This window comes from Micromonospora sediminimaris, assembly GCF_016863575.1.
In the GTDB taxonomy this organism is placed as follows: domain Bacteria; phylum Actinomycetota; class Actinomycetes; order Mycobacteriales; family Micromonosporaceae; genus Micromonospora; species Micromonospora sediminimaris.
On sequence record NZ_BOPD01000007.1, the window covers coordinates 117,748 to 140,211 of the forward strand.

Consider the following 22,464-nt stretch of genomic DNA (forward strand, 5'->3'; position numbering starts at 1 on the left):
CGCTCGTTCACGCCACGTCGGTCGGGGTCCCGCCGGTGACTCGGAGCAGTTCGGCGTACGTGGTGGGGAAGACCGCCTGCGGTACGCCGCCGGCGGCCCAGATCTCGTCGTACTTGTCCAGGGCGGTGTCGACGAGCGTGCGCAGCGGCTGCGGGTGGCCCACCGGGGCGACCCCGCCGATCACCTGCCCGGTGTGTTCCTTGACGAACTGCGGGGTGGCCCGGCGCAGCCGGGTGACGGCGAGCCGGGTGGCCAGCGCGGTGGTGTCCACCCGGTGCGCGCCGGAGGTGAGCACCAGCAGCGGGGCCCCGTCGGCGTCGAAGACGAGCGAGTTGGCGATGGCGCCGACGTCGACGCCGAGCGCCTCGGCGGCGGCCGCGGCGGTGTGCACGGCGTCGGGCAGCAGGCGGACCGTGGCGGGCGCGTCGGAGCCGTTCCGGGCGTTCGCGGCATCGAGCGCGTCCTGCACCGCCCGGACGTTCGGGTGTGACTGCATGCCGCCATTCTTCCCGGTACGCGGACCGCCCGCGCCACCGGCCACGTCACCCCGGGAGTCGGCGCGCGGCGATCATCAGATCGTCCCCGGGTTGCCGCATCTCGCGGTATCCGGTGCCGGTGAAGCCGCGAGTTGCGGCGTCCTGCGCGACGCTGCCGATCCGAGCGATGTTGTTGGCGCGTCACACGTTGCGTTTTCGTCGGTGGGAGGGTGTACTGTCAGCAGCAGTTAGAACGAGTGTTCGATTGCCTCGAACGTTCGTTCCAACCCCTCTCGGGGGCGGGTGTTTCGCGGCACCGGCTTCCGACAGGTGCGGTGCCGCGGACCGCACCTGGGCTCCGGGCAGTCGCGAGTCCGGGCCCGTCAGGCAGGCCGTCGTCCGCCGCCCAACGACCCCCGGGCGGCGGACGACGGACCCGCCGGTACGCCGGCCGGGTGTGGTGTGGGGAAGCTCCGCACCCGGCCGGCCACCCACCTGGTGCGTCTTCCTCCGCACCGACCGTCGCGGGTTGCCGCGTCGACGGCTCCAACTCCGTCGCGCGCCTGCCCGCCCCGGCTCATCTGGAGGAGACCATGCCGACCAGTCCGGCTCAGGCGCCGACGGTGCCCGCGAACGTGCTGCCGCACCGTACTCCCGTCCAGTTGCTCGCGGTGGCCCGGCAGGGGCTCGCCGAGGCCGCCCGGACCGGCCCTGATGGCCTCCGGTATGCCGCCGCCCATCTCGCGGCCCTGCGTGCCGCCGCGGCGGTGCTCGCCGCCCGCGCCCGTCCCGCGCCCACCCGACGCCACCGGATCACCAGCGTCTGGGTCCTGCTCGCCAGTGTCGCCCCCGAGCTCGACGAGTGGGCCGGCTACTTCGCCCTCGGCGCCGGCAAACGAGCCGCCGCCGAGGCCGGTATTCCCCGGGTGGTGACCGCCCGGGAGGCCGATGACCTGCTCCGCGCCGCCGAGGAGTTCGTGACGGTGGTGGAGGCGGCACTCGGCCTGGCGCACCAGCCGGCGATCGACGGTCTCGCCGCCTGAGCCGCGGCGTCCGGCCACCGTTGGCGGGACCCTAGGGTGGCCGGACGCCGCCCCGCCACACACACGTTCTTCTGATCCACGACAGCACCATCCACGAGCCGGATGTCCGTGGCGATGACGGGGGAGGTCCGATGGCGGGCCGCATGGTGGTCGGTTCCGCCGCGCTGGCCGGGCTGGTCCGCCCGGCCAGCGCACCCGACCCGGCGGGTGGGCACCGGGTGCTGCCCGTACGGCCCGAGTTGACCGGGTTGCTGCCCAACCGGGGGCTGCGGCGCGGCAGCACCATCGCGATCGGTGGCGGGCAGACCCGACCCAGCGGCACCACCTCGTTGTTGCTCGCGCTGCTCGCCGAGGCGTCCCGCGCCGGATCCTGGTGCGCCGTGGTCGGGATGCCGACCTTCGGGGCCGGGGCGGCAGCCGAGGCCGGCATCGTCCTGGACCGGCTCGCCCTGGTGCCGCAGCCCGGTCCGGAGTGGCCCACCGTCGTCGCCGCGCTCATCGACGGGGTCGACGTGGTGGTCACCGCGGTCCCGTCCACCGTCTCCGCCTCCGTCGCCGACCGGTTGGCCGCGCGGGCCCGGCAACGCGGCAGCGTGCTGGTGCCGTACGGCCGGTGGGACGGCGCGGACGTGACGCTCCAGGTGGTCCGTGGGATCTGGCAGGGGCTCGGGCCGGGGCGGGGGCGGTTGCGCCGCCGGGAGGTGACCATCTCGGCTCGCGGGCGGGGCGCCGCCGCCCGACCCCGGGAGGTCAAGGTCTGGTTGCCCGGTGACGAGCTGACCCGGGTCGTGCCCGGCCCGGCCGCCACAGCTCGGTCGGGTGCCACGCGCCTGCGGGTGGTGGCGGGCCGTGGATGAACCGGTCCGGACACTGCTGCTGTGGTGCCCGGACTGGCCGGTACTCGCCGCCGAGATCGTCGACGGAGTGCCCGCCACCGGGCCGGTCGCGGTGCTGCACGCCAACCGGGTGATCGCCTGTTCCGAGCGGGCTCGCGCCGAGGGGGTACGCCGAGGGCTGCGTCGGCGGGAGGCACAGGGACGCTGCCCCGGGCTCACCGTCGTCGACCACGATCCGGGGCGGGACGCCCGGGCGTTCGAGCCGGTGGTGGCCGCTGTCGAGGAGGTGGCGGTCGGGGTCGAGGTGATCCGCCCGGGGGCCTGTGCGCTGGCCGCCCGGGGGCCGAGCCGCTATCTGGGTGGTGAGGAGGCGGCCGCCGAGCGGATCGTCGAGCACGTCGCCCTCAGCTGCGCGGTGGAGAGCCAGGTCGGTGTCGCCGCCGGGGTCTTCGCCGCCGGCCTGGCCGCCCGCGAGGGGCGGATCGTGCCGCCCGGCGGGACACCGGAATTCCTGGCCGGTCAGCCCGTCGAGGCGCTCGGCCGCCCCGCCCTGGCCGACCTGCTGCGCCGGCTGGGGGTGCGTACGCTCGGCGACTTCGCCGCGCTGCCCGCCGGTGACGTGCTGGCCCGGTTCGGCTTCGACGGGGCGCTGGCCCATCGGCTGGCCGCCGGACGGGACGACCGGCCGCTCGCGGCGCGGCGCCCACCGGTCGACCTGACGGTCACCGCCGACCTGGACGAGCCGATCGACCGGATCGACGTGGCGGCCTTCGCGGCCCGGACACTGGCCGAGCAGCTGCACGAACGGCTCGCCGGACACGGACTGGCCTGCACCCGCCTGGGCATCGAGGCGGTAACCGCGCACGGCCAGGAGCTGCACCGGGTCTGGCGGCACGACGGGCTGCTCACCGCGGCGGCGATCGCCGACCGGGTCCGCTGGCAACTGGACGGCTGGCTCTCCGGTGCCCGTCGCGGCGGTGACCGGCCGGCCCGTCCCACTGCCGGGATCGTCCGGCTGCGGCTGCTGCCGGACGGGGTGCTGGCCCAGGCCGGCCTGCAACCCGGGCTGTGGGGGGAGACCGGCGCGGAACGCGAGCGGGCACACCGTGCGCTGAGCCGGGTGCAGGGCCTGCTCGGTCCCGAGGCGGTGGTCACCGCGGTGCTCGGTGGCGGGCGGTCCCCGGCCGACCAGACCCGGCTGGTGCCCTGGGGCGACGAACGACTCCCGACCCGTCCCGGTGGACGGCGGGTGGGTTCCGGGCCGGCGGTACCGCCCTGGCCGGGGCGACTACCGCCGCCCTCGCCGGCCGTGGTGCTGCCCACCCCGCTCGCCGCCAGCGTGCTCGACGCCACCGGCGCGCCGGTCGTGGTGAGCGCCCGGCTGGCGGTGAGCGCCCCACCGGCCCGACTGAGCATCGGCACGATGCCGCCGCAGCTCGCCGGCCCCACTCCCGCCCCGGGTTCCGCCCCTTCGGCCACCCCCTCTTCGGCCACCCCCTCTTCGGCCGCTGCCCTCCGTGGTGGCACGGTCGGGTGGGTCGAGATCGTCGGTTGGGCCGGTCCGTGGCCGGTCGACGAGCGGTGGTGGGCCCCGGCCGAGGCCCGCCGTCGAGCCCGGTTCCAGGTCCGCCTCGCCGACGGCACCGCCCTGCTGCTCGCCGTCGAGTCCGGCCGGTGGCTCGTGGAGGCGATCTATGACTGACGGGGCACCCGGACCGGCGGGCTTCACCAGTTGCGGTATGCCGGGGCATCCGGGCCGGTCGAGGGCACGAGATGCGGCGTCCTGCGCGACGGCGAGGTGGCGGCGGTGAGTTTCCACAACCCCCGGTTGCCGTGGTCGGAGTTGGAGCGGGTGCTCTCCGGGCGGCCGGGTGGCGGAAAGGGCGGCGGCGGGGGCGGGAAGGGCGACGGTGCGGGGCGGCACCTGCACGTGGTGGATCCGCTGGCGGTCGACGCCGACGGGGGCGACTCGCCGGCCTGGAGCCGACGGCGGGAGCACTACCGGCCGCCGGAGCTGACCCGACCCGACGACGTGCCGCCGTACGCCGAACTGCACGCGCACACCAACTTCAGCTTCCTCGACGGTGCCAGCCACCCCGAGGAACTGGCCGAGGAGGCCGTCCGGTTAGGGCTCACCGCGCTCGCCGTCACCGACCACGACGGTTTCTACGGTGTGGTGCGGTTCGCCGAGGCGGCCCGCGCGCTGGGTCTGCCGACGATCTTCGGAGCGGAGCTGTCCCTCGGCCTGCCCGGCCCCCAGAATGGCGTACCCGATCCGCACGGCCACCACCTGCTGCTGCTGGCCCACGGCCACGAGGGGTACGCCCGGCTGGCCGCGACCATCGCCCGCGCCCAGCTACGCGGCGGTGAGAAGGGCCGCCCGGTCTACGGCGAGCTGGAGGAGATCGCCGCCGACCTGCGCGACCACGTGCTGGTGCTCACCGGCTGCCGCAAGGGGCACGTGCCGGCCGCCCTGCTCACCGAGGGAGTCGACGCGGCGGCCCGCGAGCTGGACCGGCTCACCGCGCTGTTCGGCGCGGAGACGGTGGCGGTGGAGTTGACCGACCACGGGCATCCGATCGACGGCGACCGCAACGACGCCCTGGCCGAGCTGGCGGCCGCCGCCGGCCTGCCCACGGTGGCCACGAACAACGTGCACTACGCGACTCCGGGGCGGCGTCGACTGGCCACCACCCTCGCGGCCGTCCGGGCCCGGCGCAGCCTGGACGAGATCGACGGCTGGCTGCCCGCGGCAGGCACCGCCCATCTGCGCGACGGCGCCGAGATGGCGGCCCGGTTCGCCGCGTACCCGGGTGCGGTGGCCCGGGCCGCCGAGTTCGGCGCCGAGCTGGCCTTCGATCTCCAGCTCGTCGCACCGCAGCTGCCGGCGTACCCGGTGCCGCCGGGGCACAACGAGATGAGTTGGCTGCGCCATCTCACCGAGCAGGGCGCGCGGGAGCGCTACGGCCCGCGCGCGGCGCACCCGCAGGCGTACGCGCAACTCGACCACGAGCTGAACATGATCGAAGAGTTGGGCTTCCCCGGCTACTTCCTGGTGGTGTACGACATCGTCGACTTCTGCCGGCGGGCGGACATCTACTGTCAGGGTCGGGGTTCGGCGGCGAACTCGGCGGTCTGCTACGCGCTGCGGATCACAAACGTGGACGCGGTCCGGCACCGGCTGCTGTTCGAACGCTTCCTGGCGCCCGAGCGCGACGGGCCGCCCGACATCGACGTGGACATCGAGTCCGACCGCCGGGAGGAGGTCATCCAGCACGTCTACGCCCGCTACGGCCGGGAGCACACCGCCCAGGTGGCCAACGTGATCTCCTACCGGCCCCGCTCGGCGGTGCGGGACGTGGCCAAGGCGTTCGGCTTCCCACCCGGCCAGCAGGACGCGTGGAGCAAGCAGATCGACCGCTGGGGCGACGTGGCCACGGTGGACGTGCCGGAGATCCCCGAGCAGGTGGTCGCGTACGCCAACGAGCTCCAGACGTTCCCCCGGCACCTGGGCATCCACTCCGGCGGCATGGTGATCTGCGACCGGCCGGTGATCGAGGTCTGCCCGGTGGAGTGGGGGCGGATGCCCGGCCGCAGCGTGCTCCAGTGGGACAAGGACGACTGCGCCGCCGTCGGCCTGGTCAAGTTCGACCTGCTCGGCCTCGGCATGCTGTCGGCGTTGCACTACGGCTACGACATGATCGGGATGAGCCTGGATCTCGGCGACATGACGCTTGACGACCCCGAGGTCTACGACATGCTCTGCCGCGCCGACTCGGTAGGGGTGTTCCAGGTGGAGAGCCGGGCCCAGATGGCCACCCTGCCCCGGCTGCGGCCCCGCGAGTTCTACGACCTGGTGGTCGAGGTGGCGCTGATCCGGCCCGGGCCGATCCAGGGCGGCTCGGTGCACCCGTACATCCGGCGCAAGAACGGCCAGGAGCCGGTGACCTTCGCGCATCCGCTGATGCGCAACGCGCTGGAGAAGACTCTCGGCGTGCCGTTGTTCCAGGAGCAGCTGATGCAGCTCGCCATCGACCTGGCCGGCTTCGACGCGGCCGAGGCCGACCAGTTGCGCCGGGCGATGGGCGCCAAACGGTCGGTGCAGCGGATGGAGCAGATCGCCGACCGGCTCTACCGGGGCATGGCGGAGCGCGGCATCACCGGCGAACTGGCCGACGACGTCTACCGCAAGCTCACCGCGTTCGCCAGCTACGGCTTCCCGGAGAGCCACGCGATGAGCTTCGCCTACCTGGTCTACGCCAGCTCCTGGCTGAAGCGCTATCACCCCGGTCCGTTCCTGGCCGCGCTGCTGAGCGCCCAGCCGATGGGCTTCTACTCGCCGCAGACCCTGGTCGACGACGCCCGCCGGCACGGCGTGGAGGTACGCCGACCGGACGTCAACGCCAGCGACGCGAAGCCGGTGCTGGAATCCACCCCGGACACCCGCTGGGGCAGCCGGGCGGGGGAACCGCCGCACGCCTGGGGGCTGGGCGGCCCGGCGGTCCGGCTCGGGCTGTCCAGCGTGCGTACCCTCGGCGACGGGGTGGCCGAGCGGATCGAGGCCGAGCGGGCGGCGAACGGCCCGTACCGCGACATGCCGGAGCTGGCCCGGCGGGTGGGTCTGACCGCCGCGCAGTTGGAGGCGCTGGCCACCGCGGACGCCTTCGCCTGTTTCGGCCTGACCCGGCGGCAGGCGCTCTGGGCGGCCGGCGCGGCGGCCCAGGAGCGGCCCGGTCGGCTGCCCGGCACGGTGACCGGTACGGCGGCGCCCGTGCTGCCCGGGATGGAGGAGGTGGACCGGCTGGTCGCCGACGTCTGGGCCACCGGGTTGTCGCCGGAGAACCATCCGGCCCGGTTCATCCGGCCGCAGCTGGACGCCGTGGGCGCGGTGCCGATCGACAGGTTGGGCCGGGTGGAGCCGGGTCGGCGGATCCGGGTCGGCGGGATCGTCACCCACCGGCAGCGGCCGGCGACCGCCGGCGGGGTCACCTTCCTCAACCTGGAGGACGAGACCGGCATGCTCAACGTCACCTGCTCGCCCGGCCTGTGGCAGCGGCATCGACGGGTGGCCCGCACCAGCACGGCGTTGGTGGTGCGGGGCCGGCTTCAGCGGCACGAGGGGGTGGTCAACCTGGTCGCCGACCGGCTGGACCCGATCGAAGCACCGGTCCGCCCCACCTCCCGTGACTTCCGTTGACAGCCGCAGGTGCCCCCTGGCGATCTGTTCCGGGCTGACTAGGCTCGACCGGGTGGAACAGACCCCAGGCCCGGCTGGGCCGCCGCTCACCCCCCGTACCGCCGTGGTCTGGTCGGTGCTGCGCGCCGAGCTGGACCGCCGGCCGGCCGCCGAGCTGACCGTGCTGGACGTGGGCGGTGGCACCGGCGGCTTCGCGGTGCCGCTGGCCCGGGCCGGCCACCGGGTGACCGTGGTCGACGCCAGTCCCGACGCGCTCGCCGCGCTCAGCCGCCGCGCCGCGGAGGCCGGGGTCGCCGGGCGGGTACGCGCGGTGCAGGGTGACGCTGACGCGTTGGCCGGCCTGATCGAGCCGGCAAGCGTGGACCTGGTGCTCTGCCACGCCGTGTTGGAGGTCGTCGACGACCCGGCGCCCGTGGTGTCCGCGCTGGTCGGCGTGCTGCGACCGGGCGGCGCGGCGAGCGTGCTGGTCGCCGGGCGGGCCGCCGCGGTGCTCGGCCGGGCGATGAACGGGCACCTCGACGTGGCCGCGACCCTGGCTGCCGATCCGACCGGCGCGGCCGGCGCCCGGGACACCCTGCGCCGCCGCTTCGACGTCGAGAGCGCCGCCGCGCTGCTGGCCGCCGCCGGGCTCACCGTCGAGGAGATCCACGGCGTACGCGTCCTGGCCGACCTGCTGCCCGCGGCGGTGGCGGACGGTCAGGCCGCTGCCCTGGTCGAGTTGGAGCGGACGCTGGCCGCGCAACCACCCTGGCGGGACGTCGCGGCCCAGCTGCACCTGTTCGCCCGCCGCCCGGCATGACCGGCCTGATCGGTCGGGCCCGACCGCTGGAGGTCGTCGCGCCGGGATACGGCGGTGGGAGCCTCGCTGACGTGCTGCCCAGCGCGCTGGCCGTGCTCGGTGTCCCCGGCGCCACGGACCCGCTCGGCCTCGCCGCCGAACTGCCGGGGGTACGCCGGATCGCGGTGCTGCTGGTCGACGGCCTCGGCTGGTACCAGATCCCGACCGCCGCGCCGTACGCGCCGACGCTCACCGGGCTGACCGCCGCGGCCGGCCGACCGCTCACCTCCGGTTTTCCCTCCACCACACCGACCAGCCTGGTCACCCTGGGCACCGGTGTGGCGCCCGGTGCGCACGGGGTGCTCGGCTTCACCGTGTGCGTTCCGGGCACCGAGCGCGTGCTCAACCACATCGAGTGGCGCGACGGCGATCCCGACCCGCTGCGCTGGCAACCGGTCCCCACCCAGTTGGAACGGGCGCGGGCGGCGGGTGTGGCGGTGACCGTGGTGAGCCGGCCGGAGTTCGGCGGTACCGGCCTGACCCTGGCCGCGAACCGGGGCGGTGACTACCGGGGCGCGGCCGGGGTCGACGCGGTGGCCGCCACCACGCTGGCGGCGCTGACCGCCGGACCCGGTCCGACTCTCGTCTCCGCCTACCACCCGGACGTCGACCGCCACGGTCACCTCAGCGGCGTCGACTCGTTGCCGTGGCGGGTGGCGGTGACCGAGTTGGACGGGTTGCTGGCCCGGTTGCTGGACGGGTTGCCGCCCGACGCGGCGCTGCTGGTCACAGCCGATCACGGGCAGCTCGACATTCCCGCCGGGGACCGGTTCGACCTGGACACCGATCCCCGGTTGACCGACGGGGTGCGGGTGGTGGCGGGCGAGCCCCGGGTGCGCTACCTGCATGTCGCCCCAGGGGCCACCGCCGACGTGGTGGCGGCCTGGTCGGCCGTGCTCGGCACCGCCGCCCGGGTGCTGACCCGCGAGGAGGCGGTGGCCAGTGGCCGGTTCGGGCCGGTGGCCACCGACCACCTGGACCGGATCGGCGATGTGGTGGTGGTCTGCAACGACACGTTCGCCGTGCTGGCCAGTCGGTCGGAGCCGCCGATGGTGTCCCGGTTGGTGGCCTTCCACGGCGCGGACACCGCAGCCGAGATGACCATTCCGCTGCTGGTGGTGCGGGGCTGACCGGCCGGAATGTCACTCCCGCGGGCTAACCTGCGCGGGTGGGCCGCAGCCAGTCGCTACCCCGGGGCGGTGATCCCCGGTTCGGGCCCGGCGCCGACGACGCCGGGTGCCCGATCCTGCACGTCGACATGGACGCCTTCTACGCCTCGGTGGAGGTCCGTCACCGCCCCGAGCTGCGCGGCCGGGCCGTCGTGGTCGGCGGGGTCGGTCCCCGCGGCGTGGTCAGTTCGGCCAGTTACGAGGCCCGACGGTACGGCGTCCGCAGCGCCATGCCCACGATGCGGGCCCGTGCCCTCTGCCCGCACGCGGTCTTTCTCGCCCCCGACTTCGCCAGCTACTCGGCGGCCTCGCGGGCGGTCATGCAGATCTTCCGTGACGTCACGCCGCTGGTCGAGCCGCTCTCGCTGGACGAGGCCTTCCTGGACGTCGCAGGTGCCCGGCGACTGTTCGGTCGGCCGGCGACGATCGCCCGTCGCATCCGCGAGCGGGTCGCCGAGGAGCAGGGGCTGACCTGCTCGGTCGGGGTCGCGCCGAGCAAATTCGTGGCCAAGCTCGGCTCGACCCGGGCGAAGCCCGACGGTCTGCTCGTGGTGCCGGCCGACCGGGTGCTCGAGTTCCTCCACCCGCTACCGGTCGCCGCGCTGTGGGGGGTGGGGGAGCGTTCCGAGCAGGCACTGCTACGACTCGGTCTGCGTACCGTCGGCGACCTCGCGCAGGCGCCGCTGGGCATGCTGCGGACCGCGCTCGGCGAGGCGGCCGCCGCGCACCTGCACGAGCTGTCCTGGGGCCGTGACCCGCGCCGGGTCAGCCCGGAGCAGGCCGAGAAGTCGATCGGCGCGGAGGTCACCTTCGACGTGGATGTCGACGATCCGGCCGAGATCCGTCGTACGCTGCTCGCCCTGGCCGAGAAGGTCGGCGCCCGGTTACGAGCCAGCGGGCAGGTGGGGCGGACGGTCTCACTCAAGGTGCGGACCGCCGACTTCCGCACGGTGAGCCGGGCACGCACCCTGGACGTGCCCACCGACGTGGCTCGGGAGATGTTCGACACGTCCTGGGCGCTCTACACCGCGCTGGATCCAGGTGAGCGGATTCGCCTGCTCGGGGTCCGGGCGGAAGGATTGACCGCGGCGGACCAGACGCCGCAGCAACTCGCCCTCGGCCAGCCGGAGCGGGGCTGGCGGGAGGCGGAGGTGGCGGCCGACGCGGCGGCTGCCCGTTTCGGGCGGTCCGTCATAGGACCGGCCAGTCTTCTCACCGGGCGCGATCCCCGACGAAATGAAAATCCGACCCGGCCGTAGGTCGTCCCGCTTTCCGACGCGCGAGGGCCCTCGTAGACTTGCGGGTAAGCAGCCGGTTGGCTGCCACGGTCTGTCGGTCCGACCGGACCGACCAACGTGACCGGGGAGGAGTGCCGTGCCGCTCTCGGAGCACGAGCAGCGGCTGTTCGAGCAGATCGAGCGGTCGCTTGCCGAGGACCCCAAGTTCGCCTCGGCGGTGCGCGCCAGCGATCCGCGCTTCCACGCGCGGCGTCGCCTGCTCGTCGCTGCCGGCCTGATCATCGCTGGCCTGGCGTTGCTGGTCTATGGCGCGGTGATCAAGACTCCGCCGCTGGCAGTGGCGGGATTCGTTGTCATGTTGGCCTCGGCCGCGTTCGCGGTGCAGTCGCACCGTCGGGCGCAGTCACCCGACCTGCACGTCGTCGGGGGCACGGCGAGTCGTCGCCGGCCCAGAGGTCGTGCCGGCCGGAGGTCGGGTTTCCTCGACCGGATGGAGGACCGGTGGCGGCAGCGCCCGGAGGGGCACCGCTGACCCCGTTCCGCCGTTGACGAGGAAGCACGTCACCCCGGGCCGACCGCCCGGGGTGAGTGGCGCGCAAACGGCCAGGGCACCGGGTGAGGCTTCGCGTTGCCCTCCTGCCGCTGTCGGCTGTCACCCGGCCGGTTGCCGGTAGGCGCGTCTGCCGGCGACCCACGAGGGTGTCGCCGGCAGACGGTGAGGATGGTGGGGTGGGTCGCGTTCAGCGCCCCGCGCGGCTGGCGATCAGCCGACGTGGACTGAACCGCAGCAGCCTCCGGCGCACCTGCCCGGCCGAGTTGACCAGTCGTGACGAGTTGTCCGCGATCGCGGTGCGCCACCGGGACAACACCGACGGCGGCAGCATGGTCGCCACCAGCCGGGTCCGCCGGTCGGCCTGCCCGGCCAGCGCGTCGCGCACCGTCCGTAGGGCCGCCGGCAACGGTTCGCCGGTCAACGGGTCCCGGGCGTAACGGGCCCGCTCCTCCGCACGTCCGAGCAGACGTACCGCCGAGCCGGCGTCGGTCTGCGCGGCCAGGCGCTCCCGGGCCACCCGCTCCGCCGTGGCGCGGGGGGTTTCCGTCCGATCCACCCCGACCCGGTAGTCGACAAGCGTGTCGATCAGCTCGTCCCAGGCGGCGTGCGCGTCGGCTCGTGCCCGGTCCGGATCGGTGGCGACCACCACGACCGGTTGACCGGTCGCCGACGGGTCCGCGTCCGGCGCGTCGACCGCCCGCACCGCCGGTGCCGGCCGGCCCCGACGGCGGCGCAGCGCGAGTCGGCGCAGTGCGGGTACGGCGAGCAGGACCAGCAGCGTCAGGACGCTGGCGGCGACCAGCCACGGCCAGACTGGCGTCTGCGCGGCGGGAGTGTCGGAGCCGACCGCCGCACCCGGGTCCTCGCCCTCCTCGAACTGGTTCGGTCCCTGCTCCGCCTCGGCCGAAGGATCCGTCTCCTCGGGCGTGTCCGCGCTGCCGCCCTGCGGCGTGCTCTCCTCCGGGGCGTCCACGTCCGGTGCCCACGCCGAGCGGGTCGAGCCCGGCACGCCGTAGGCCGGGGTGGCGTCGAACGGCACCCAGCCGATCTGGTCGAAGTAGACCTCGGTCCAGGCGTGCAGATTGCGGTTGGTCAGGGTGAGGGTGTCGTCGCTGCGGCGGCTGCCGTTGGTGAACCCGAAGGCGACCCGGGCCGGGATGCCCGCGTCGCGGACCATCCAGGCCAGCGCTGCGGCGTACTGCTGGCAGTAGCCGACCTTGTTCTCCAGGAAGTCGAGAATCGCCTCGCCGCTGCTGCCCTGCTCGGTGCTGAGCCGGTAGCTGAAGCCGTTGTCCTCGGAGAAGTAGTTGTAGATGGCTCGCACCTTGTCGTACTCGGTGCGCGCGCCCCGGATCAGGTCCTCCACCAGGGCCCGGACCTCCGGCACGTCCGGCGTCACGGTCTGCTGCCGGCGCAGCGGCAGGTCCGCCGGCAGCGGCTGAGCCCGCCGCAGCGCCTGCGGACTATACGACGAGCGTACGTAGTCGAAGGAGTACTCCTTGCCCCGGGAGTTCTCCCGGTTGGAGAAGACGACCTGCAGGTTCGGGTCGTAGAACCAGTTGTTGCCCAGCTCGGCGAAGCTGACCGGTTCGGCGTAGACCGGCAACAGCGGCATGTTCAGCTCGCGGCTCACCTGCACGGTGGCCCGTTGCCGGGTGCGCTGGATGCCCGGCGCCGACCGCCCCGAGGGATCGGGCAGGTCGCCGGTGACCCGCCTACCGTTGGGCCCGCGCACCCGGAAGCCGTCGGTACGCAGGTCGTCGGCGACCCCGAAGCGCAGATAGAACGGCTCCTCCTCGGTGGTGGTGACCGTCACCAGGTCGGTCACCTGGGACTGGTTGAGCTGGCCACTGAGCGCGGCGAAGAGGTCGACCCGGCCCGGGGAGCCACCGAACCCGGGACCGATGCCGGAGCCGGGGCCGGAGTTGAGCGTGGTCATCAAGCCGGCGGTCATTCCCGGCACGGCCAACGGAACCAGTACGGCGAGTGCGAGGCCCACCACCGCGAGTCGCCGGCCGGCGGCGGCCAGCGGGGACGACTCCCAGACATCGACGTCGCGGCCGTCTCCGGTGAACCGCCGGCCGAACCGACGGACCCGGTCCACGTTGTCGGTGACCAGCAGCCACAGGAAACCGGCGGCGCCGATCGCGAACGGCACCGGCGGGACGCTGTCCACGTAGACCGCGACCGGCACCGAGTAGATGGCCAGCATGGGCAGCCCGGCCAGAGCGGGGCGGCGCAGCCCGACGCAGAGCACGTCCACCAGCACCGCCACTCCGCCGATGCCGAGCACGGTGATGAACAGCAGCGGGTCGGTGTCCGGGACCTTCACGCCGTGGGAGCGCATGTCCTCGACCGAGTTGCCGAGCAACTCGGCGAAGTGCCCGAAGGTGGCCGGGGTGGGCAGCACCGCGAGCAGTTCGGAGCCGCTGGGGAACAGCCAGGTCAGGGCCAGGGTGAGACCGCCGACCATGGCCAGGATCTGCACCCACAGCGGGGTCCGGCCGAGCCGGGCCAGCGACGCGGCGGCTGCCACCGCGGCCACCGCGATGACCGCCTGGACCAGCCACGTCCAGCGTTCGAAGATGGCCGACAGTGGCGCTGCCGCGAGCAAGGTCGCGCCGGCGGCCACCAGGCCCAGATTCCGATGGGCGATCATGAGGGGGACCTTCCGTTCATCGCACGCCACCGGCCACGGTCTCGGCCATCGCCGCGCGCAGCGCGAACCCCTGCGAGCCCCGCCCCGCCTGTGGCCAGAGCGCCGCCAGCCGGCCGCCGTGATCGACGCCGATCACCCGCCAGCCGGAATGCAGCAGCGCCAGCGCCGCGTTGTCGTGTGCCTGATCGGCCTCGGCCCGCGCGGGCGTCGGCAGGTTCAACCAGGCGGAGCTGTCCAACAGGAAGCAGACACAGGTGGCGCCATTGGCGCGCAACCCGGCCAACAGCTCCGCCTCGGCGGTGCTCAGCGACCCGAACAGCCCGATGATCAGCCCGCCGTCGGCGCGTTGCCGTACGTGCTGCACCAGAGTGGTGATCTCGACCCGCTGATCGAGCCGGACCTCCGCGAGCTGGTCGAGCAGCAGGCCGTCGCCGGCGCCCTCGGTGGCGTCGACGTCCGCGCCCGAGCCGGTGACCAGGCGCAGCTTGTACCCGGCCTGCCGCAGGTGCACCGCGATGCTGGCGGCGGCCGAGACCGCCCACTCGAAGCTCGCGGTCGGACCGTCGCCCTGATGCCCGTACGCGCGGGTGTCCAGCAGCACCGTCGCCCGGCTCTCCCAGGGCTGCTCCTCCCGGCGCACCATCAGCTCGCCGGTGCGCGCGGTCGACTTCCAGTGCACCCGGCGCAGGTCGTCGCCGCGCCGGTACTCCCGGGTGGCCGCATCGTCCTCGCCGTGCACCGCCACCGAGCGGGCCCGACTCTCACCGCTGCCGGCGTACTCGCCGGGCAGCCGCACCGACGGCAGTGGGACCACCTGCGGAACGACGGTGAGCCGGTCGGTACCGGGGAAGGCGCGGCTGAGTTCGCAGAGGCCGAAGGGGTCGGTCATCCGGACCACCAGCGGCCCCACCTCGTACCGGCCGCGCACGTCGGCGCGCACCGTGTACGCCACGGAGCTGGCCTGGTGCGCGCCGAGACGTTCCAGCACCACCCGGGGGCGGCTGCCGAGGGCGTACGGAAGCCGGTCCTCCAGCAGCAGGGTGCCGGTGGGCAGCCGGGACATGTTCTGCAGGCGCAGCACCACCCGGGCGGTCGCGCCGACCGGCACCCGGTGCGGTTCCAGCGACCGGTGGCAGGCGAGCTTGTAGCGGCTGCGGCCGACGTACAGCGCGGCGAGCAGCGGCAGGACGGCCAGCAGCACGGCCACCCGCAGCAGGTCCTTCTCGCCGAGGATGCCGGCGGAGATGGCCGCCGCCACCGCCGCGGCCAGGAAGGAGCGGCCGCGGGTGGTCAGCCCGCGCAGCCCGTCACGCACGTCACGGCCTCCGCGGCTCGAAGGGGGCCCGGCCGTTACCGCTCGGTGGCCGGGTGTCGTAGGGCGAGCGCTTGCGGTCGTGCGGCAGCGGCAGCCGGTGCACCAGGTCGGCGACGATCGCGTCGGTGGTACGCCGGGCGAGCTGGGCGTCGGCCGTGGGGATGATCCGGTGCGCCAGCACCGGCACGGCGAGCACCTGAAGGTCGTCGGGCAGGACGTAGTCCCGCCCGTCGAGGGCGGCCACCGCGCGGGCGGTGCGCAGCAGTTGCAGGGTGCACCGGGGGGAGGCGCCCAGCCGCAGGTCGGGTGACTCGCGGGTGGCGGTGACCAGGTCGACCGCGTACTGCTTGACGGCGTCGGCGACATGCACCTGCCGGACGTGACCGATCAGCCGGCGTACGGTGTCGGCGTCGGAGACCGGCCGCAGCCCGGACAGCGGGTCGACCGCACCGTGCCCGTCGAGCATGGCCAGCTCGGCGGTCGGGTCCGGGTACCCCATCGCGATGCGGGCGGTGAACCGGTCGCGCTGCGCCTCCGGCAGCGGGTAGGTGCCCTCCATCTCGATCGGGTTCTGGGTGGCGATCACCATGAACGGCGTCTGCAACTGGTAGGTCACCCCGTCGACGGTGACCTGCCGTTCCTCCATGCACTCCAGCAGCGCGGACTGGGTCTTCGGCGAGGCCCGGTTGATCTCGTCGCCGACGACCAGGTTCGCGAAGACGGCGCCCGGCCGGAACTCGAAGTCGTGGGTCTCCTGGTTGTAGACGCTGACCCCGGTGACGTCGCTGGGCAGCAGGTCGGGCGTGAACTGGATGCGGCGTACCGAACAGTCGATCGACCGGGCCAGGGCCTTGGCCAGTTTGGTCTTGCCGACGCCGGGCACGTCCTCGATGAGCAGGTGACCCTCGGCGAGCAGGACGGCCAGCGCGAGCCGCACGGTCGCGGTCTTGCCCTCGATGACCTGTTCGATGTTGGTAACGATCGCGTCACTGGCGGCGCGGAACTCGTCGTACGGCAGCAGACCGCCAACGTCGTCCCAGGTCTGTTGTGTCACGGGCCTCCTCCTCGTCGCCGTCACGGCAGCTCTCTACAAGAGCACCTGGCCCCGCCGTTTCGTTCGCGACGTGTGAGCCTCATGTGCCGCGGCAATCTCACTGGCCTCTCAGGCTAACCATGTTTGTCGTCAACGCCGACCGCCGCAGGTGTTTGAGCGCTTACGCAGTGATTTGTCATTCACACAGCGCATGTCATCGGTTCTGCCGGGTAAGCGGGCCCGAATCCGCCTGCCGGACAGGAGGACATGACGAGGTGATCCTCGCCGCCACGCTCGCCTGGCAGGTCGGCCTGGCGGTCTGCGTACCGCTGCTGGTGCGGCGCTTCGGCCGTGACGCCGGCTATCCGCTGGCCGCCGGCTATCTCGTCGCGGCTGCGCTGCTGCTCACCCGGTTGCCGGTGATCCTCGACGACCGGGAAGTCACCGTGGCCTGGCGGTGGCTGCCCGGCCTGGCGGTCCACGCCGCGTTGCGGATGGACGCGCTGGGGTTGGTCTTCGCGCTGCTGGCGCTCGGGGTGGGCGCGCTCATCATGGCCTACTGCCCCCGCTACCTCGACGGCAGCGAGGCCGAGCAGGAGCGGGTGTACGTGACGATGACCCTCTTCGCCGCCGCGATGCTGGGCCTGGTCCTCGCCGACGACCTGCTGGTGCTCTTCGTCTTCTGGGAACTCACCTCGATCCTCTCCTTCGTCCTGATCGGGCAGGGCGGTCGGCCGGCGGCCACCGGACCGGCCGTGCAGGCGCTGCTGGTCACCGTCGCCGGCGGTCTCGCGCTGCTGACCGCGATCGTGCTGTTGGCAGTGCACCTCGGCACCACCAGCCTGGACACCATCGTGGCCGAGCCGGAGCGACTGAGCGGCGTACCGGCCTGGGTGGTGGGGACGCTGATCATCGTCGCGGCGTTCACCAAGTCCGCGCAGCTGCCGTTCCATTTCTGGCTGCCCGGTGCGATGGTGGCGATCACGCCGGTGAGCGCGTACCTGCACGCGGCGACGATGGTGAAGGCCGGCATCTACCTGCTGATGCGCTTCTCGGCGGTGTTCGGCGGCTCCTGGGCGTGGAACGGCACCCTGATCGCCGTCGGCCTGCTCACCGCGATCCTCGGCGCGCTGCTCGCGCTGCGCCAGTACGACCTGAAGGCGCTGCTGGCGTACTCCACGGTCAGTCAGCTCGGCCTGCTGGTCGGGGTGATCGGCGTTGGCACCCCGGACGCCGACGCGGCGGCGATCCTCTACACCGTCGCCCACGCGCTGTTCAAGGCGACCCTGTTCATGCTGGTCGGCATCATCGACCACCAGGCGGGCAGCCGCGACGTGCGGGAACTGGCGGGGCTGCACCGGGTGATGCCGGCGACGGTCTGGCTCACCGCGCTGGCCGCGATGTCGATGGCCGGCCTGCCGCCGACCATCGGCTTCGTCGGCAAGGAGGCGATCTTCGAGGCCCTCGGCGGGGCCTACGGGGGAGGGTGGCTCGGCTGGTGCGCGGCCGGGCTCGGGGTGCTCGCCTCGGTGCTCACCTTCGCGTACGCGGCCCGCCTGGTGCACGGCATGGTGGAGGGACCGACCCGGCAGCGCCAGCTGCGCGAGCCGTCCTGGGCGTTTCTCGCCCCGGCCGCGGTGGCCGCGGTGGCCGCGACCGTGCTCGGCCCGACGGTGGCCGTGCTGAGCCCGCTGGTGGAGCGGGCCGCGGACGATGCCCGCCCGGAGGGTACGCCGCCCTATCTGGCCTTCTGGCACGGCTTCACCCCGGCGTTGGGGCTGAGCGTGCTCACCGTGCTGCTGGGCGTCCTGATGTTCCTCGGCCGGGTCCGGGTGGACCGGTGGCTTCGGTCCGTACCCACCATCCCGCCGTTCGCCGAGTTGTTCGAGCGCGCCCGGCAGGCGCTGCTGCATGCGGGCTCGTTCGTCGCCCGGACCGCGCACGCGCCGGGGCCGGCACCGTACCTGGCCCGGCCGTTGCTGGCGACGGTGGCCCTGGCCACGGTCGCGGCGGTGACGCTGACCGACGTCCCGGCCGGCCTGGGTGATGGCGACCCGGCCCGGCCCGGCGACTGGCTGCTGCTGGGGATGCTCGTGACGGCGCTCGCCGGGCTGCTGGTGGCGCGCTCCGCGCTGGCGGCGATCGGCCTCACCGGAGTGGTGGGGCTGCTGCTCTCGGCGTGGTTCCTGACCGTCGGAGCACCGGATGTGGCGTTGACCCTGATGCTGGTGGAGGTGCTCACCGCGGTGGTCGTCATGCTGGCTCTGCGCCAGCAGCCACCCCGGCTCGCGCCCGTCGGACGACGCCGGCCGGTCGTGGGCGCGGCCCTGCTCGCGGCCGCCACCGGTGTCGCGGCCGCCGCCGGTACGGCCGTGCTGACCGGCCGCGACCAGGTGTCCGGCCCTGGCCGGTGGTACCTCGACCGGGCGGAGGCGTTGACCGGCGGTGCCAACGTCGTCAACACCATCCTGGTGGACTTCCGGGCCCTGGACACCCTCGGCGAGGCGGTGGTGCTCGCGGTGGTGGCACTCGGGCTGGTCCGGCTTGCCGCCGGTCGCCCGGTCGAGCCGGCCAGCACCGGAACGGCCGGCGACGACCTCGTGCTCGGCCTCGCCTACCGGGTGCTCGCACCGGTGATGCTGCTCGCCTCGGCGGTGCTGTTCCTACGCGGACACGAGGAGACCGGCGGCGGCTTCATCGGGGCGCTGCTGGCGGGCACCGCCGTCGGGCTCGGCCAGTTGGCGCACCCCGGCGGCGCACCACTGCTGAGTCGGCTCAGGTCGGCGCCACTGGTGGCGGCCGGGCTGCTGACCGCGACGGTCGCCGCGCTGGTGCCGCTCGCCGCAGGTCGGTCGCTGCTCGCGCCGCTCGCCCTGAACACGCCGGATCCGTTGCCGTCGCTGTCCACGTCGCTGCTGTTCGACCTCGGGATCTACCTGATGGTCCTGGCGCTGGTGGTGGCCGCGGTGCGCCGCCTCGGCGTACCGCCGAACCAGCCGACCGACCTGCCGACCGACCTGCCGACCGACCTGCCGACCGGCCAGCCGACCGGCCAGCCGGAGACCGGAGGTGCCCGGTGAGCGCCGCGTTCGTGGTCGGCGTCCTGGTGGCCGCGGGAGTGTTCCTGCTGTTGCGGCCGGGCCTGCTGCGCGTGGTGCTGGGCTTCGTGCTGCTCGGTCACGCCGTCAACGTGGTGCTGCTCGCCGCCGGTGGGCTGGCCCGGCGGACCGCGGCGCTGGAGGAGGTCGGTCCCGACACCGCCGATCCGTTGCCGCAGGCGTTCGTGCTGACCGCGATCGTGATCAGCTTCGGAATCACCATCCATCTGCTCGGCCTGCTGCGACGCGGTGCCGGTGGGCCCGCCGCAGATCCGACCGGTGGCGACGCCGACGCCGATTCCGAAGGTGACGGCGGAGAGGGCGGGCACGGCACGGGGCGGCGCCGGTGAGCGGTCTGCTGCTGATCCCGGTGGTCGGGCCGCTGCTCGTCGCCGGGGTGCTGCTCGCCCTGCCGGGCCGCACCAGGCTGCATCGGGTCGGCGCGTTCACGACCATGACGGTGGTGCTGGCGACCGGCCTGGCGCTGCTGGCGTGGACCGGTGGGGGCGCGTTGGCCGTGCTGCGCGTCGGTGGCTGGCCCGGTTCGATCGCCATCAGCCTGGCGGCAGACGTGCTCAGCGCCCTGCTGGTCACGGTGACGGCGCTGGTGGTGCTCTGCTGTCTCGTCGCCGCTGTCGGCTCCGGAGACGACAGTCGCCCGTACTTCCTGCCGCTGGTGCTGGTGCTCGCGGCCGGGTCCGGCGGCGCGTTCCTCACCACCGATCTGTTCAACCTCTTCGTGCTCATCGAGGTGATGCTGGTGCCCTCGTACGTGCTGCTGAGCCTGGCCGGCGGGGCCGGGCGCGGCGGCGCGGGACGGGTGTACGTGGCCACCAACCTGCTCGGGTCCACCCTGCTGCTGGCCGGGGTGGCCCTGGTCTACGGCACCACCGGCGTGGTCGGGCTGGGCGACCTGGCCGGCGCGGCACGCGACCAACCGACCGTCGCGGTCGCCGGCGGCGTGGTGCTGCTCGCCCTCGGCGTCAAGAGTGCGCTGGTGCCGCTGCACGACTGGCTGCCCCGCACCTATCCGGTGGCCTCGCCAGTGGTGGTGGCGCTCTTCTCCGGGCTGCTGACCAAGGTCGGTCTCTACGCGGTGATCCGGATCTACGCGGTGGTGTACGGCGGCGATCCCGGATACCGCTGGCTGCTCGGCGCGGTGGCGCTCGTGTCGATGGTGGTCGGCGTGCTCGGGGCCGTGGGTGAGAACTCGATGCGGCGGATCCTGACCTTCCACATGGTCAGCCAGCTCGGCTACGTACTGCTCGGCCTGGCCCTGTTCACCGCCGCCGCGCTTGCCGCGGCGGTCTACTACCTGGCCCAGTACATCGTGGTCAAGGCGGCGTTGTTCCTGTGCGCCGCAGCGGTACGCGCCGGGCGCGGCACCGACCGGCTCGACGGTTCCGGCGGTCTTGCCGGGCAACGTCCGGCGCTCGCCCTGGCCTTCGCCGGGGCGGCGCTGTCGCTGGCCGGCCTGCCGCCGTTCTCCGGGTTCCTGGCGAAGTTCCTGCTGCTGCGGGCCACCGCGGAGGCCGGCGCCTGGCTGGCCATGACGGTCGCGGTGCTGGTCAGTCTGGTCACCCTGCTGTCCATGCTGAAGGTCTGGAGCGCGCTGTTCACCGGGGACCCGCCGGCCTCGTCGAGCGTGGCGAAGCGGATCGGCCCGACCCTTGTCGGCCCACCGCTGGCGCTGGCCGGCCTCTCCCTGGCAGCCGGGCTGGCGGCGGCACCGCTGCTGATGCTCGCCGACACGGCGGCGGCCGGGCTGCGTGACCCGGTGGACTACGTACGGGCGGTGACCGGCCGATGAGCACCGGCGCTATGCCGATCCCGCGCCGCACGGTGGTGCGGGCTCGACGACTCCTGCGGTTCGCCGGCTATTTCGCGGTCCGGCTGGTCCAGGCGAACCTCGCCGTGGCCTGGGAGATTCTGACGCCGGGTTCCCGGCTGGCGCCGGCGGTGGTGCGGGTGCCGCTGCGGGCGACCACCGACACCGAGGTGGCCGCGGTGGCGCTGGCGGTGAGCCTGACTCCGGGCACGCTGACCCTGGGCGTGCACCGCGAACCCACCGCCGCGCTCTGGGTGCACGGCATGTACGCCGCCGACCCGGTGGCGTTCCGGCGGGCGGTGACCGAACTGGAGTGGCGGTTGCTGGCCGCCCTGCGCCCGGCCGCCCACCCGGACGGCCCGGACGGCGGCCAGTCGGAGGTGACCCGGAGGTGACGATGATCCTGCTCGACTCGGTACTCGTGGTCCTCGCCGGCTCGATGGCGGTGGTGATCGTCCGGCTGGTGGTCGGTCCGACCGACGCCGACCGGGCAGCCGCCCTGGATCTCGGCTTCTTCGTCTTCCTGGCGGCCCTGGCGGTGCTCGCCGCCCGGCTGCATGCCCCCGATCTGCTCGACCTGGTGCTGACCGGAACGCTCGTGAGTTTCCTGGCGACGGTGGCGATGGCCCGGCTGGTGCACCGGCGGCAGCGATGATCCGCACCCTGCTGGCGTCGACGTTGTTGCTGCTCGGCACCGCGCTGATCGCGACCAGCGCGGTCGGCCTGATCCGCCTGCCGGACGTCTATCACCGGATGAACTCCGTGGCCAAGGCGGCCAGCCTGGGGGTGAGTTGCGTGCTGCTCGGCGTGCTGCTGCTGATTCCTGGCTGGCGTACCGCCGTGGTGGTCCTGGCCGCCGTCGGGCTGCAACTGTTCACCGCACCGATCGGCGGCTACACCCTGGCGCGGGCCGCCTACCAGTCCGGGGCACCGCTGGCACCGATCACCCGCTACGACGAACTCGGTGGCCGGGCCGGCGAGGGCGGCGACGAGCCGGCCCGGGGCCAGATCTGAGGGGTGGTGGGCGGCGGCGACACACCACGCGCGGTACACTGCCGGTCATGGCCGGAGTCTTCCTGCTTCTTACCGGGCCGTGCTGATGCGCTGAACGCGCGACAGCACGGCGGCCCCTCCTGCGTGAGGGGCTTTTTCGTGCCCGCTGCCGGCCCCGACGGGCCGGT

The 22,464-nt window shown here is 73.8% G+C and carries 18 protein-coding genes; 14 read left to right on the forward strand and 4 right to left on the reverse strand.

Features of this window, described 5'->3' with window-relative positions:
• Positions 1-7: 7 nt before the first annotated feature.
• The gene (locus tag Vse01_RS04490; protein ID WP_093401558.1) at positions 8-496 is read right to left on the reverse strand and encodes a YbaK/EbsC family protein; all 489 of its coding nucleotides are present in this window, start codon (positions 494-496) and stop codon (positions 8-10) included.
• Positions 497-1,069: 573 nt separating this feature from the next.
• Here Vse01_RS04490 and Vse01_RS04495 point away from each other — a divergent pair.
• From Vse01_RS04495 to Vse01_RS04530, 8 genes are all read left to right on the forward strand, one after another.
• Entirely contained in the window at positions 1,070-1,519 is a 450-nt protein-coding gene (locus tag Vse01_RS04495) for an SAV_6107 family HEPN domain-containing protein (protein WP_093401173.1), read from the forward strand.
• 131 nt (positions 1,520-1,650) lie between these two features.
• Positions 1,651-2,376, forward strand: a complete 726-nt coding sequence (gene imuA' / locus Vse01_RS04500) for a DnaE2-dependent mutagenesis accessory factor ImuA' (RefSeq protein WP_093401172.1) — start codon at positions 1,651-1,653, stop codon at positions 2,374-2,376.
• On the forward strand, positions 2,339-4,057 hold the full coding sequence (locus Vse01_RS04505; protein WP_373870634.1) for a DNA polymerase Y family protein: 1,719 nt from the start codon (positions 2,339-2,341) through the stop codon (positions 4,055-4,057). The genes imuA' and Vse01_RS04505 overlap by 38 nt, the downstream gene beginning before the upstream one ends.
• 105 nt (positions 4,058-4,162) lie before the next feature.
• The gene (locus Vse01_RS04510) at positions 4,163-7,552 is read left to right on the forward strand and encodes an error-prone DNA polymerase (RefSeq protein ID WP_093401556.1); all 3,390 of its coding nucleotides are present in this window, start codon (positions 4,163-4,165) and stop codon (positions 7,550-7,552) included.
• 34 nt (positions 7,553-7,586) lie between these two features.
• Positions 7,587-8,351 carry a methyltransferase domain-containing protein gene (locus Vse01_RS04515; RefSeq protein WP_093401555.1) on the forward strand — a complete coding sequence of 255 codons (765 nt, stop codon included), beginning with the start codon at positions 7,587-7,589 and terminating at the stop codon, positions 8,349-8,351.
• On the forward strand, positions 8,348-9,520 hold the full coding sequence (locus tag Vse01_RS04520; RefSeq protein WP_093401171.1) for an alkaline phosphatase family protein: 1,173 nt from the start codon (positions 8,348-8,350) through the stop codon (positions 9,518-9,520). The genes Vse01_RS04515 and Vse01_RS04520 overlap by 4 nt, the downstream gene beginning before the upstream one ends.
• Before the next feature lie 38 nt (positions 9,521-9,558).
• Positions 9,559-10,818, forward strand: coding sequence for a DNA polymerase IV (locus tag Vse01_RS04525; protein WP_093401170.1), 1,260 nt, complete (start codon positions 9,559-9,561; stop codon positions 10,816-10,818).
• Positions 10,819-10,933: 115 nt separating this feature from the next.
• On the forward strand, positions 10,934-11,329 hold the full coding sequence (locus Vse01_RS04530; protein WP_093401169.1) for an SCO2097 family morphological protein: 396 nt from the start codon (positions 10,934-10,936) through the stop codon (positions 11,327-11,329).
• 208 nt (positions 11,330-11,537) lie between these two features.
• Here Vse01_RS04530 and Vse01_RS04535 read toward each other — a convergent pair whose 3' ends face one another.
• The 3 genes from Vse01_RS04535 to Vse01_RS04545 are packed head-to-tail and all read right to left on the reverse strand — an operon-like array spanning position 11,538 to position 16,378.
• Positions 11,538-14,009: a transglutaminase TgpA family protein gene (locus Vse01_RS04535; RefSeq protein ID WP_093401168.1), complete on the reverse strand. Its 2,472-nt coding sequence runs from the start codon at positions 14,007-14,009 to the stop codon at positions 11,538-11,540.
• A gap of 16 nt (positions 14,010-14,025) precedes the next feature.
• Positions 14,026-15,324 carry a DUF58 domain-containing protein gene (locus Vse01_RS04540; protein ID WP_093401167.1) on the reverse strand — a complete coding sequence of 433 codons (1,299 nt, stop codon included), beginning with the start codon at positions 15,322-15,324 and terminating at the stop codon, positions 14,026-14,028.
• A gap of 1 nt (position 15,325) precedes the next feature.
• Entirely contained in the window at positions 15,326-16,378 is a 1,053-nt protein-coding gene (locus Vse01_RS04545) for an AAA family ATPase (RefSeq protein WP_093401166.1), read from the reverse strand.
• A 254-nt stretch (positions 16,379-16,632) separates the two neighbouring features.
• Between Vse01_RS04545 and mbhE the strand changes: the two genes are divergently transcribed.
• The 6 genes from mbhE to mnhG are packed head-to-tail and all read left to right on the forward strand — an operon-like array spanning position 16,633 to position 22,297.
• A complete protein-coding gene (gene mbhE / locus Vse01_RS04550; RefSeq protein WP_093401165.1) occupies positions 16,633-19,437 on the forward strand; it encodes a hydrogen gas-evolving membrane-bound hydrogenase subunit E in 2,805 nt (934 codons plus the stop codon).
• The gene (locus Vse01_RS04555) at positions 19,434-19,805 is read left to right on the forward strand and encodes a sodium:proton antiporter (protein ID WP_093401164.1); all 372 of its coding nucleotides are present in this window, start codon (positions 19,434-19,436) and stop codon (positions 19,803-19,805) included. The genes mbhE and Vse01_RS04555 overlap by 4 nt, the downstream gene beginning before the upstream one ends.
• Complete coding sequence (locus tag Vse01_RS04560) at positions 19,802-21,265, forward strand: proton-conducting transporter transmembrane domain-containing protein (protein ID WP_093401163.1); 1,464 nt, start codon at positions 19,802-19,804, stop codon at positions 21,263-21,265. Before Vse01_RS04555 ends, Vse01_RS04560 begins: the two co-directional genes overlap by 4 nt.
• The gene (locus tag Vse01_RS04565) at positions 21,262-21,678 is read left to right on the forward strand and encodes a Na+/H+ antiporter subunit E (RefSeq protein ID WP_093401162.1); all 417 of its coding nucleotides are present in this window, start codon (positions 21,262-21,264) and stop codon (positions 21,676-21,678) included. Before Vse01_RS04560 ends, Vse01_RS04565 begins: the two co-directional genes overlap by 4 nt.
• A 2-nt stretch (positions 21,679-21,680) precedes the next feature.
• The gene (locus Vse01_RS04570) at positions 21,681-21,938 is read left to right on the forward strand and encodes an MrpF/PhaF family protein (protein ID WP_093401161.1); all 258 of its coding nucleotides are present in this window, start codon (positions 21,681-21,683) and stop codon (positions 21,936-21,938) included.
• Positions 21,935-22,297 (forward strand): monovalent cation/H(+) antiporter subunit G, encoded by a 363-nt coding sequence (mnhG, locus tag Vse01_RS04575; RefSeq protein ID WP_093401160.1) that lies wholly within the window; start codon positions 21,935-21,937, stop codon positions 22,295-22,297. The genes Vse01_RS04570 and mnhG overlap by 4 nt, the downstream gene beginning before the upstream one ends.
• Positions 22,298-22,464: the final 167 nt, after the last annotated feature.

Excerpts from the sequence above, each read along its gene's own strand:
- Vse01_RS04495 (WP_093401173.1), top strand. The coding sequence starts at position 1,070 with ATGCCGACCAGTCCGGCTCAGGCGCCGACGGTGCCCGCGAACGTGCTG.
- Vse01_RS04520 (WP_093401171.1), top strand. The coding sequence starts at position 8,348 with ATGACCGGCCTGATCGGTCGGGCCCGACCGCTGGAGGTCGTCGCGCCG.
- Vse01_RS04570 (WP_093401161.1), top strand. The coding sequence starts at position 21,681 with ATGATCCTGCTCGACTCGGTACTCGTGGTCCTCGCCGGCTCGATGGCG.
- Vse01_RS04535 (WP_093401168.1), bottom strand. The coding sequence starts at position 14,009 with ATGATCGCCCATCGGAATCTGGGCCTGGTGGCCGCCGGCGCGACCTTG.
- Vse01_RS04565 (WP_093401162.1), top strand. The coding sequence starts at position 21,262 with ATGAGCACCGGCGCTATGCCGATCCCGCGCCGCACGGTGGTGCGGGCT.
- imuA' (WP_093401172.1), top strand. The coding sequence starts at position 1,651 with ATGGCGGGCCGCATGGTGGTCGGTTCCGCCGCGCTGGCCGGGCTGGTC.
- Vse01_RS04490 (WP_093401558.1), bottom strand. The coding sequence starts at position 496 with ATGCAGTCACACCCGAACGTCCGGGCGGTGCAGGACGCGCTCGATGCC.
- mnhG (WP_093401160.1), top strand. The coding sequence starts at position 21,935 with ATGATCCGCACCCTGCTGGCGTCGACGTTGTTGCTGCTCGGCACCGCG.